This window comes from Ruminococcus bromii (assembly GCF_928721825.1).
Taxonomy (GTDB): domain Bacteria; phylum Bacillota; class Clostridia; order Oscillospirales; family Acutalibacteraceae; genus Ruminococcoides; species Ruminococcoides bromii.
Window position 1 is genome coordinate 701296 of record NZ_CAKMVP010000003.1, and the last position, 12870, is coordinate 714165.

Here is a 12870-nt window from a genome sequence, read left to right on the forward strand (position 1 = left end):
TACGGACGGTTTTCTTTTTTGTTATAAGGTAATATATGAGCCGAGGTGAATACTGCAAAGAATACATTCTTTGACGGTAAGTTCTTCGGACTGTTCCATCGCCGATTTGTACAAATCAAGTTGCTTCTTGTAAAGTCCTGCAAGTTTTGTTATATCTTTTACCCTGTCGGTTTTGTAATCGACAATAACAAGCTTTCCGTCCTCAACAAACGCAAGGTCAACCGCGCCCTGAATTATTACTGTTGCATCGGTTTTTACACCTTTATATTCATCAAATACTTCCGAGGGCTTAAGCCTTGCTGTAAAGCGTTTTTCACGCATTACAAACTGTGATGCAATTATACGGTCAATTAGTTTGGTTGACAGAAATTCAGTAAGCGTTTTTCTGTCAATCATTTCAGCCTGTTCCTGTGTAAGTTTTCCGTCATTTAAAAGACGGTCAATTTCAGTATCAAGACTTGCTCTTGCCTGTTCAAAATTGCAGTATTGCAAAAACTTATGATGAGCGGTACCTCTTGCAACGGGAGCGGAATTTTTTTCGGCAATAAATAACGGTTTTGAAAGAATCTTTTCAAAGTAATCGCTGTTCTGACTGTGTGCAATATCGGACGCGCTGACCTTTTGCGGAAGCGAAAGAATATCCCTGTTTCTGTATTTGAAATCAAGATTCTTTTTCAAAAGCTTTGCATAATCAAAAGATTCATCGCTCACGCCGACAGCCTGAAGCAATCCGACAGAGGTTATGTCATCCTCAAAAACATTCTCGTTGTCAGAAGACTGTTCCCGTTTTACAATCTGCAATTTCCAATCTGATTCTCCGTTGTACGGAATAATCTTTGCTCCCGACATAATATCGTTACGCAAATTGTTAAGTGACGGATGAACCAATGCACAAAGGCAAATCCAGTCGCAGTAGCTTTGACAGCTTGTAATGGCATAGGGTTCAATTATGCTTTCAAAAACAAGCTTTGAATACAGCCTTTCAAGGTAATCGTAACACTTCTTAACCGCACCGACACAAATCAGTTTTTCCTTTGCCCGTGTGAGAGCAACATAAAGCACACGCATTTCCTCGGCAATAAGGTTTTCTTCGATTTTAAGCCCTGTTGCAAGACGCGGAAAAGTATTATAAACAACACCGTTGCGCTGAACCTTGATTCCTATTCCTGCCTTACTGTCAAGAAGAATATCGTTTTTGAGATCGTTCTTATTGAATTGGTGTGTTATATCTGCTAAAAAGCATACCGGAAATTCAAGTCCTTTTGAAGCATGAATACTGAGAACTCTTACAGCGTTTGTTGTGTCACCGTCATTTTGTGAAAAAGCGTCAAGATTTGTCTTGTTGGCAATCAGCTTGTCAGTATATGAAATAAAATCCGAAAGCGTTTTGTAGCCGTTTTTCTCAAAGCTTCTTGCGTATTCTCGCAGCAGTTCAAGGTTTCTAAGCGCCGAGTCGTTACCGCTGACGGCAAGTGAAATTGACATAAAGCCGGTAATTTCACACGCTTTGGAGATGAGGCTGTCAACGGAATTTGTGCAGGCACAGTCACGCAGAATTTTAAGTTCATCAACAAATTTTTTCGCTTTGTCGTTTGTATCGGCATACTTGCAAACAGAAGCATACAGCGAAATTTTTCTGCTGTCACAACGCATTTCTGCAAGTTCGTCGGGAGTGAACGCATACATAGGACTGCACAAAACCGACAGAAGCGGAATATCAATTCCCGGATTGTCGATTACACGCAAAAAATTGAGCATAATTTTGATTTCAACAGCCTCAAAAAAATTTGATTTTTTCTCGCTGTAGGCAGGAATACCGCTGTTAATGAGCGTATTGACATAAGTTGTGGCCTTTCCGCTCGGACTGCGAAGAATTATCGCAAAATCGCCGTAGCGTGCCTCTCGCATTACATCTCCGTCTTTAACCCTGAATCCCGAGTTTATCATTTTGTGGATTTTGTCAGCTATGTACTTCGCCTCAATTTCTTCTTTATCGGAATCGGAATTTTCGGCTTCAAGCAATGAAATTTCAAAATTGCAATTATTCGAATCAGGAAATTCAGCGCCGTTTACAAGCCTTTCGTCGGAATTGTATTCCATTTTGGCGGTTTCTTTAGTCATTATTCTTTCAAAAATGAAGTTGACTGCATCACATACTTCAAAACGGCTGCGAAAATTCCTGTCGAGAATTATAGTTGCGGGATATTCGGTGTTATTCTCATTAAATCGCCTATATTCATTTTTCCGTTCAATAAAGATTTCAGGCTTTGCCTGACGGAACCCGTAGATGCTCTGCTTTACATCGCCGACCACAAAGAGATTGCTTTCATCCTTACTGACAGATTTAAATATAAGATCCTGAACATCGTTTACATCCTGAAATTCATCAACCATAACGGCGTCAAACCTGTTTGAAATTTCCTGAGCCTGAACGGTTTTTGCGTAGCCGTTTTCATCATCAGGCTTTGCAAGAAGTTTTACGGTAAGCGATTCAATATCGGCAAATGAGAGGATATTTTTCTTTACTTTTAGTTCGGACAGCTTTTTGTCATACTCACGAGTAAGAACAAACAATGCCGTTATAAATTTATGAAGCTGAGATAATTCTTTTCTTATACTTTCCTCTTTCATTGCAAATACCGATTGAAGTTTTTTCACGGTATTTTTTACTTCATCTCTGTTTGATGAAACGAAAACCTTGATAGGATTATCCTTGTAGCCTTTTGGAGCTGTCATTCTGCCGACTTCAAAAGAACTTACCGCACGAACAATTTCGTCCCATGACGATTTGGCAAACTTTTTCTGAACAAGCGTAAAATATGCTTTGTCACCCTCAAACAACGGCGAGAGCTTCTCATAAAGCTTTGCGTCCTCGCTGAGTCTTTTTAATGAATTTTCCGTCAGATTGATTGCGTGGAGTACAGCATTTCGGGCATAATCAATTATAATGTTTCCCCACACGGATTTTGAAATTTGTGTTTCGGAATATTTTTCCGACATATCATCAAGCCATTTATCGGGAAACGGCTGAGTGGTGAGGAACTCGGAAATTTTAAGGACTGTTTCACGCAATTTTTGATCGCCCTGTTTTCCCGCAAAAACATCGAGCAAGCAAAGAAATCCTTTATCCTCAATATCATAAAAATGCTCAAAAACAATGTTGAGTGCCTCCTGTCGGAGAATTTCAAGTTCTCCCTCATCGGCAATACGAAAATCTCTTGCAACATCGAGCGTATGAAAATATTCACGGACAATATCTCCGCAAAAGCTATCTATTGTAGATATGTTCGCACTGTACAAAAGCTGTCGCTGCGCAAGCAAATGAGCATTATACGGATCATCTTCAAGAAGTTTGTTGACTGCCGCCTGTATTCTTTCACGCATTTCGGCAGCCGCCGCTCTTGTGAAGGTTACGATAAGGAGGCGGTCAACATCAAGGGGATTTTTCTCCCGTGTAATAAGCTGAATTACCCGTTCTACAAGCACGGCAGTTTTGCCTGAACCTGCGGCAGCCGATACAAGCACTGAGCCGTCTGTCGCATAGATTGCATTTTTCTGTTGCAAAGTCCAATTTCTTGACATTACTCTTCCTCCTTTCCGTTAATTTCATTTGTAATTTCTTCGATAACGGTCTTGTTATCAACTGAAAAGCAGTTTATCGGATTACTTCGTCTGTAGGCACATACGCTGTCGTAAGGGCAGTATTCACACGAATCGTGACCGCCCTTCAGCGGTCTTGCCTCAATATTGCCGTTATAGATGTTTTTGCCCATTTCAGCAATAAGCATATCAACCTTTTGGAAAATTTTTCCAAACTCTTCAAGTGTTGCAAGGCTTGTTGACGAAACCGGTTCACCGGCTTTTATTTTTACAGGAATATATGTTGCTGCGTCGGTCTTATCCATTCCGTGAATTATTTCTGTGTCCTTGAGCAAAAGTCCGTTCATCTTGAGCTTTTTATTAAGCTCGTCAGGAAGCTTGTCAATTGATTTCAGACTGTCTGACGAAATATACGGAACGGTTGCAGGCATATACAAAATCCCGGCAGGAATAATATCCCCGTATCTGTCACTGCCCGACACCTCAATTGAATGAAGATACAATAGCATCTGAAGATTGATTCCGTAAAGAACATCCGAGAGCTTAAACTCCTTTGATCCTGTTTTATAGTCAATCACACGCAAGTAAGTTGTGCCGTTTTTCTGCATAATATCCACTCGGTCAACACTTCCGCAGACTGCGATTTTGTGGCCGTCGGGAAGTACAACCGTGTAGGACGGAACATCCTCGCCGATTTTAAGTTCGCAATCGGTAACAAAAAATTCGCTTTGAGTAAGCTCATCAATTGTGTGCTTCACAAGGCGGAGCACATTTTCGAGAATTAGTTTTATACGGTACATAAATGAATTTTGTTTTGTTTGCACCTCTCCAAAATGTGCAGCAGCGTATTCAGAAATATATGTACTGAAAATTTTTGAAAGTTCATCCTCATCCATCACGGAATACTGTTCCTTAGAATACTCTCTGAAAAAGCGTTCAAGTATATAATGAACGATCGTTCCGTACTGCATGGGGTTGATCTCTGCCTTTAGTCTTTCCCGAACATTCAAGCCGTAGTTACAGAAATATGAAAACCTGCAAAGATTAAATTTTTCAAGCTGTGACGCTGAAATACTAAGATTGCCGCCAAAAAGCCTTTCGGCATTTTGACTCTCATTTATTTTAAAAGGAACCTTATCCCTTGCATTTTTAAGCGAATCCATTTTTGCCGAATATTCAGTAATTTTAGAAAAGACTTCAAGCAAAGATTCGGGAACTTTTTCGCCCCTGCCAAGCATCTCGGCAACAGCGTCAAAAGCAGGACGAAGTGCGTACATACTCTCTTTTTTGGCGTCAAAGTCGAACCTGTCGTATGCAACGATGTTTTTGAATACCTTTTTGCACTGAAGTACGATTTCGGACGGCTGATAGCTTGCACCCGATATATCCGTCAAATAAAAGGATACCGACAAATACTCGCTCGCAGAAGTCATACAGGAATATGCCATAAATGTTTCAAGGTTGTTGAGTGCGGCAAAATCGTCACCGATTTCAACCTTGTTCATTGCAAGCATTTTCAGCTCAAAAGGCGAAAATATTCCGGCGGTGTGCGGTATTGCAGGGAAAATGCCGTCAACACAGCCTATGAGGAATGACGCTTTCTGCTTAGAAATTCGTACCCTTTGAGCGGTTGTTATCGTTACGCAGTCAACTGTTCTGGGAATATCCGACAACTGCATTGCTGAAATTTGCAGGCTCAAAAGCTCGTAATAACGCTTTACAGTCATTGCTTTTGTGCCGATTACTGCGGCGGTTTTATCGAGAACAGACATAAGCATATTCCAGATTCTTATCTGTTCCGCACCGACTGCTTTATCGTCGGAGCTCTCAAAATCGGCATACATTCTTCGTAATGCATCGGGGACTTTAAGTTCTTCAAGGAGTGCATAGAACAGCTTTGAAATTTCAAGTCCGTTTTTATCCTTTGCATTTTCTTTGAATAGAAGTAACGGTTCAATAACTGATTCACGCAGATTTTCAACCTTTACAAGAACCTCTCTGTCATAATCCGAAAACCTGTCAGAATAGCCCTTTGGATTCTGAATAAATTCATTCTTGAATGCCGAACCTGAAACATTCCATACAAAAAGGTAGTTTTCAAAAAGACTTATTTCTTCAACAGAAAATTCGGTTAAACCCGACTTCAAAAGAGCAAGCACATCTTCTCTCTCAAAATCAAAAACAATACATCTGAAAATTGAGTTTACAAGCCTTATTACCGGTTTTACATCAATATCGGCGTGTTCATCGCTGAAATAAGGAATTTCATATTTTTCAAGAATTTCTGATAAAATACCCTTGTACGGGTCGATATCGTGGCAGATAACGGAAATATCCGAATAAAGATAACCCTTTTCAATAACAAGACCCTTGATTTTTCTTGCGACATACTCACATTCATCATACATATCAACAGCATTGTAAACGCAGATATTTTCAGGAGAAATCTCAAGCGGTTCAAGGTGTGTTCTGAAAATGTTTTGTTCAAGCAAAGTCAATTCGTTATTTTTAAACCGATGTAAATCAGTCAGTTTTATCGGAGCTTTAATATCAACTCCGTCACGCTTTGCATATTCCTTGAGAATTTTATATGTCTGCTGTGAGGTTGCAAAAACCTCTTCCGAACCGTCTGTCAGAGGATCAAGCGTGAGCGTAAAATATGTAGCGGCACAATCGCGCATAAGGCTTCTTACCACCTTGAGCTGCTGCATTGTAAAGCCTGAAAATCCGTCAAAGATTATCGTATAATCTCTGAGGACATTATTCTTTAAAAGAATATCATTAAGCCTTGTCAGGTCATCCATAGGGTCAATATAGCTTTGGCTGACAAGAGCGTCGAATGTATCGCTTATGAGGGCGGTTTCGTTAAGTTTTGTCTTTAAGGTTTCATCGTCAACAAGCCTTGACGCACTTCTGAGTTCATCGCTTGTAACCGAGCTTTTCTTCAAATCGGAAACAGTCTGCAGCATAACATCAACAAGGCTTTTGCTGCCTTTTGAAGAAAGCAGACGGAGTTTTTCGGTAAGTTCTTCAAGCGCAAGGCTCATTACAACGGCTCTTGTACCCTCGTCAATAACATTATCGGCTGAGTTTCCCGTCAACTCAAAAACATATTTGCAAAGTCTTGAAAATCCGAATACAAGAACTTTCTCGGCTTTTTTTGCCCCGAACACATCGAGCAGAGTTTTTTCACATTCAAATGTGCTCTGGTCAGGCACAATCAGCATTACAGGAAGATTGCTGTCGGCAAGTTCGCCTGCAATCTTCAAAGTCTCGGTACTTTTCCCGCTGCCGCTTTTCCCGAGAATAAATCTCAACATTTCATCACTTCCATAAATTTAATTTACAACAAAGTAATTTTATTTTAAACATCTGTACAAATAATAACATATTCTGTGGGTTATTAAAAGGACTTTGCCGATATCAACCAAAAATCCTCTGAAAAAGTTCTACCATAAAAAATTTGTATTCCACCTTTTCATCCGTTACAACGCTGTATTCATCGTCAGAAAGAGCGTTCTTCGCCCTGCTTTTTCCCTCATCAACCGTTGAAATGCAGATTGACGGATACATAACGCACCACCAATTATGCCCTTCTGCATTGCCGATTGTTATGCGAAGTGCGTCGTACATTCCTGCGGGCAGTGTATAGCTTTCGTAACAGCGTGTATCAAAGTGCATATTGACAATTTCAGCTTTTACAGGATAGTTATAGCCGTTTTTGTACACCTCATTCTGTGCGATTTCTTCTATAGCATCAAGGTTTGCTTTTACATATTCTTCGGCATCCGATTTTGAATTTGCCGTATCAAAAAGTATTTTCGTCTTTTCAAGAACCTTGTCACGCACCTTGAGTTTCAGAGTCTGATCTTCTTCCGTGTCTGAATTTGCAAGTATGTGAAAACGGAAAACATCGTTCGGAATTTCAGTGCATACAGCCTGAAACGGAATTACCGAATAGAGTGTTGTAAGTATGAATGCGATTACAGCGGATTTGATTAAAAGTATTGATTTGTTTGTTTTCATAAAAATAACCCGTCCTCTCTTAAAATGAGTATGGACAGGTTACTGTAATTTTAATCAGAATTATTAAATTTTATCAAAGCACCTTGCAACCGTCTGAAACGGGCTTGCAGAGAAAAACTTCTTTGTAGCTTTCACAAAGCTTGTCATAGCATTTCTTGGCTCTTCGTGATGAAGTAAAAACACCGAACACGGCTGAACCCGAACCGCTCATACCTGCTCCCCTTGCCTTTGACTTGAGCATAATACCCTTGATTTCATTAACTTCCGGAATTTGCAGAGCAAGTTCAAAGTCATTGAAGATTGTTGTTGAAATCATAAACATATCTCTGCTGAACAGAGCCTTTACCATTTCATCCGTGTAGCAGGCGTGAGGATTGAGTGCGTCAACCTTTTTGTACGCATCGGCAGTAGACACGCTGACTGTGTCGGGTTTGCAGATTACAATGCTGTCGCAACGAAAAGAGGCAACTTTTTTGATTGCAGTGCCTATTCCCGTGCAAAGCTTTGTTCCGCCCTCAAGGCAGAAAGGTACATCCGCGCCTACCTTTTCACCGATTTCTCTCATCTCGGCAGGCTTGAGCATTGTTCCGAACATATTGTTCAAGCCTAAAATAACAGCCGCACCGTCACTGCTTCCTCCGGCAAGACCTGCCTGTGTGGGAATTTTCTTGTCAATGTCGATATGAACGCCCTTAACATCCGTTTTGCAATAGTCAAAAAACTTGTAAGCCGCCTTTGCACAGATATTTGAATCGTCGCACGGCACGCCCTCACAGTTACATGAAATTGTCACCGTGCCGCTTTCATTGTCTGTAATTGTGATTGTATCATACAAATCAACGGCTTGCATAACGGTTGAAATATTGTGATAACCGTCTGCTCTCTTTGAAAGAACATCGAGAGAAAGATTTATTTTTGCAGGAGCAAGAACTTTTACTTCCATATTTTAACCCTTTTTCAGCTCATCAAGAAACTCTTTGATTCTTTCAAGCGCAATTTTAAGATGCTTGATAGAATATGAATATGACACACGGACAAAGCCTTCGCCCGATTCACCGAACGCAGTACCCGGAACAACGGCAACATGCTTGTCCACAATAAGTCTTGTACAGAATTCCTCACTTGTAAGACCTGTGCTTTTGATACACGGGAACACATAGAATGCACCCAAAGGTTCAAAGCAGGTGAGTCCCATTGCGTTAAAGCTGTCCACAACAAGCCTTCTCCTCATATCATACTCGCCGCGCATCATTTCTACATCCCTATCACCGTTGCGCAGAGCCTCAATTGCTGCATACTGTGCGGTTGTAGGAGCAGACATAATTCCGTACTGGTGGAGCTTTGTCATCTGAGCAATAACAGGAACAGGACCGAGTGCATAACCAAGCCTCCAGCCTGTCATGGCATATGATTTTGAAAAGCCGTTTACAACGATTGTACGCTCGTACATACCGTCAATTTCAGCGATTGAAACATGGTTCTTATTACCGTATGTAAGCTCGCAATAGATTTCGTCGGAAAGTACAAACAGATTGTGTTCCCTGATAACCTCTGCAATTTCTTCAAGGTCTTTTCTCTCCATAATTGCACCCGTCGGATTGTTCGGGAACGGAAGTACAAGAAGTTTTGTCTTTGGAGTAATTGCTGCACGAAGGTCTGACGCTTTAAGTCTGAAATTATCTTCGTTTTTTGTGTTGATAATAACAGGCACGCCGTCTGCCATCACTGTAAGCGGTTCGTAACAAACAAATGAAGGTTCGGGAATGATAACCTCATCACCCGGATCAAGCAATGTCCTGAAAACAAGGTCAATTGCTTCACTGCCGCCGACAGTTACAAGAGTCTGCTTTTTGGCGTCGTACTCAATACCGAATCTTCTCTTGTAGTAAGCTGCAATTTCCTCACGAAGCTCGGCAAAGCCTCTGTTCGGAGAATACCATGTCTTACCTTTTTTCAGGCTGTTAATGCCCTCTTCACGGATGTGCCACGGCGTCTGAAAATCGGGTTCGCCGATACTCAGGGAAATGACATCGTCCATTTCGTTAGCTATATCAAAAAACTTACGGATACCCGAAGGTTTTACCGTTGAAATCTTTTTGTTAATAAAATTATTGTAATCTATCACAGAATCAAATGCCTCCCGTCACGCTTCTCTTCATCGCTGAAAAGGCATGCCCCTCTGTCCTTGTAGCGGCGCATAATAAAGTGTGTACCCGTTGAAAGCACACCGTCAATTGTAGAAAGCTTTTTGGCAACAAACATTGCGATGTCCTGCATTGACTCGCCTCTTACAATGAGAGCAAAGTCATATGTGCCTGCCATAAGATAGAGAGATTCCACCTCTTCAAAGCCCATGCAGAGTTCTGCCATTTCGTCAAAGCCTGTTTCTTTTTTGGGAGTTACCTGAAGTTCAATTAAAGCCTCAACATAGCTGTCGTCAACCATATCCCAGTTTACAACTGCCTGATAACCCTTGATTACCCCCGAATTTTCGTATTCCTTAATCTGCGCCTTAATGTAATCCTCAGGCTCGCCGAGCATTGCCGCTATTTCCGCTGTTGTAAAACCGGAATTTTCACTTAAAAGCTTTAATAATTTGTCCATATTTATTCCTCCCTGAGAATATATTAAACGCAAAATTTTGCGTTGCAGGCTGAATTTGCAAAAAGCGACATCAAAGGATGTCGCTTTGACAATTTCAATTTTTAATATTTATCTGCGATGTTTGCACTGTTATTTGCTTGCTCTGTGGCAGTTCACATAGCTTTAGCGGTGGGAACTGTCTGCACATAGATTATACAACCTGTACCTCTCGCTTGTCAACTGTATTTATCATATTGACGCATAAGGCGGTCATTAAACATATCAATTCGTTTTGCGCATCGGCAATTTCAAGTTCGCACCCTAAAGGGTGCTTGATGTGGTTGCATATCTGTGCGTTGTCAACATCAACAATGCTGAAATTTTTTGAAATTACATCACCGAGAATTCTCCAATTATTGCCGTAGAATCTGCATTGAACCATATTGTTGGTCATAAGCACCACGAGGGTTGCCGCTGTTTTGTCTGTTTTTAGAGTAAATGAATTTACTCCTGCAACGGGTAACTGTCGAAGTCTTGCAACAAGGTTTTTATTCTCATCAAGAATATTAAGCCTTACAATGTTGTTGACAACACCACGCATACTTCTCTTTCTGCGTTTCATAACAGCAGTATATTTATCCCTGCCCAATTCATCACGAATCAAAAAACAAACATCGGACGGAGATACATCTCGTGTAATAAACAATTTCATAAAATCACCGTCAAAATTTTATTTCTTAATCTTCTTCAAGATTTTCAAGCCAAAGGTTTACACACGCATCACTCGGCATTCTCCAGTCTGAACGAGGCGAAAGTGTTACAGAACCAACCTTCGGTCCGTCAGGCAGACATGAACGCTTGAACTGCTGAGTAAAAAATCTTCTGACAAAGGTTGTGAGCCACTTTTTGATTGTGGCATTATCGTATTTTCCCGCAAATGATTTCTTTGCAAGGTAGTATATTTTATTCGGCTCGAAACCAAATCTTACCAAATAATATAAGAAAAAGTCGTGGAGTTCATAAGGACCAACCACATCTTCGGTTTTCTGTGCAATTTCGCCGTTTTTATCTGGCGGAAGAAGTTCGGGACTTACAGGTGTGTCGAGAACATCAAGAAGAACGGTTTTTAGAACTCCTTCGCTGTGCTGTGCCTCATAGGCAGTGAGATAGCGGACAAGGGTTTTCGGAATTGACACATTTACGGCATACATACTCATATGGTCACCGTTGTAGGTTGCCCAGCCGAGAGCAAGCTCAGATAGGTCGCCTGTGCCGATAACAAGACCGTTATATTTGTTTGAAAGGTCCATAAGAATCTGTGTTCTCTCTCTCGCCTGTGAGTTTTCGTAGGTTATATTTGTAACGCTTTCATCGTGGTTGATATCCGCAAAATGCTGACGAACAGCCTTTGTAATGTTAATATCTTCAAAAGACACTCCGTATGCCTCAGCCAGAAGCTGAGCATTTGACTTTGTACGCTTTGTTGTACCGAAACACGGCATTGTTACAGTATGAATATTCTTTCTGTCAATACCGAGCATATCAAAAGCATGAACGCAGACGATGAGAGCAAGCGTACTGTCAAGACCGCCCGAAAGTCCTAAAACCGCATTTTGAATTCCCGTGTGAGCAAGTCTTGTTGCAAGACCTGTTGCCTGCATTGTTATAATCTCCTCACAACGGGCGTCAAGGTCTGATTTGTTTGACGGAATGAACGGAGTCCGAGAGAACTCTCTTGAAAGCTTTGTCTGTTTTATAGGCATATCAAAATATACCGAGGTAAAGTTATTGTCATCACTTTTTGTGAAAGTATTTGTTTTTCTGCGTTCTGCCGAAAGCTTTTGAACATCAATGTCTGCATAGATAATGCCTGTTGTAAAACGCTTGCTTTCTGCAAGCAGAGATGCGTTTTCGGAGATTATGTTCTGTCCCGAAAATACCATATCCGTTGTGCTTTCGCCAAAGCCCGAATCGCTGTAAATGTATGCACAGCAAAGCTTACCGCTCTGCATTTTTACAAGGTCACGGCGATACTGTGCCTTGCCTATTACATCATCCGATGTTGACGGGTTGCAGATTATAGTTGCACCGTGTTTTGCGTGTTCAACAGACGGAGATGCGGCAACCCACAAATCCTCGCAAACTTCAACACCGAAGATGAAATCACGCATTTTGTCACAACAGAAAACAAGGTTATCCGAAATTACGGTTTCTGCGCCTGCATATGAAATTTCATCATAGAGGTTCTTACCGCTTGTGTAGTGACGAACCTCGTAAAATTCGCTGTAGTTAGGGATGTTGACCTTAGGTACAATGCCGAGGATATCTCCCTTATAAATTACTGCGGCACAATTATAGAGTGCCGATTCAATTGCGACGGGAACACCAACAATTGAGATTATGTCAAGGTCTGCTGTTTCTTTAAGAATTTTCTCAACTGATTTTTCAGCCGCATTGAGCAAAACACGCTGATAAAACAAATCCGAACAGGTGTAGCCTGTTACACAAAGCTCGGGAAACACAACCAGTGACGCACCGTTTTTGTGTGCCTCTTTAATCTGTTCAATAATATTTATTGTGTTGGTTTTACAGTCTGCAACCCTGATTTTCGGTGTTGCGGATGCAACCTTGATAAAACCGTATTTCATAAAACTATACCTC

Annotated in this window: 8 protein-coding genes; all 8 read right to left on the bottom strand. The window is 41.0% G+C overall.

What is annotated here, in order from left to right; all coding sequences use genetic code 11:
- Positions 1–21 precede the first annotated feature (21 nt).
- The 8 genes from addA to QDI94_RS03640 all read right to left on the bottom strand — a co-directional run bounded on the left by addA (position 22) and on the right by QDI94_RS03640 (position 12857).
- Positions 22–3582: a helicase-exonuclease AddAB subunit AddA gene (gene addA / locus QDI94_RS03605; RefSeq protein ID WP_278867210.1), complete on the bottom strand. Its 3561-nt coding sequence runs from the start codon at positions 3580–3582 to the stop codon at positions 22–24.
- Positions 3582–6920, bottom strand: coding sequence for a PD-(D/E)XK nuclease family protein (locus tag QDI94_RS03610; RefSeq protein WP_278867214.1), 3339 nt, complete (start codon positions 6918–6920; stop codon positions 3582–3584). The genes addA and QDI94_RS03610 overlap by 1 nt, the downstream gene beginning before the upstream one ends.
- Positions 6921–7023: 103 nt before the next feature.
- Positions 7024–7626, bottom strand: coding sequence for a stage II sporulation protein R (spoIIR, locus tag QDI94_RS03615; RefSeq protein ID WP_278867217.1), 603 nt, complete (start codon positions 7624–7626; stop codon positions 7024–7026).
- Between the two features lie 73 nt (positions 7627–7699).
- Complete coding sequence (ispE, locus tag QDI94_RS03620; RefSeq protein ID WP_270260714.1) at positions 7700–8569, bottom strand: 4-(cytidine 5'-diphospho)-2-C-methyl-D-erythritol kinase; 870 nt, start codon at positions 8567–8569, stop codon at positions 7700–7702.
- Positions 8570–8572: 3 nt separating this feature from the next.
- Complete coding sequence (locus tag QDI94_RS03625; RefSeq protein WP_415946823.1) at positions 8573–9748, bottom strand: pyridoxal phosphate-dependent aminotransferase; 1176 nt, start codon at positions 9746–9748, stop codon at positions 8573–8575.
- Complete coding sequence (locus QDI94_RS03630) at positions 9748–10230, bottom strand: Lrp/AsnC family transcriptional regulator (RefSeq protein WP_015523763.1); 483 nt, start codon at positions 10228–10230, stop codon at positions 9748–9750. Before QDI94_RS03630 ends, QDI94_RS03625 begins: the two co-directional genes overlap by 1 nt.
- 190 nt (positions 10231–10420) lie before the next feature.
- Positions 10421–10921 carry an LURP-one-related/scramblase family protein gene (locus tag QDI94_RS03635; protein ID WP_015523762.1) on the bottom strand — a complete coding sequence of 167 codons (501 nt, stop codon included), beginning with the start codon at positions 10919–10921 and terminating at the stop codon, positions 10421–10423.
- Positions 10922–10946: 25 nt separating this feature from the next.
- Positions 10947–12857: an NAD(+) synthase gene (locus QDI94_RS03640; RefSeq protein ID WP_278867222.1), complete on the bottom strand. Its 1911-nt coding sequence runs from the start codon at positions 12855–12857 to the stop codon at positions 10947–10949.
- Positions 12858–12870: the final 13 nt, after the last annotated feature.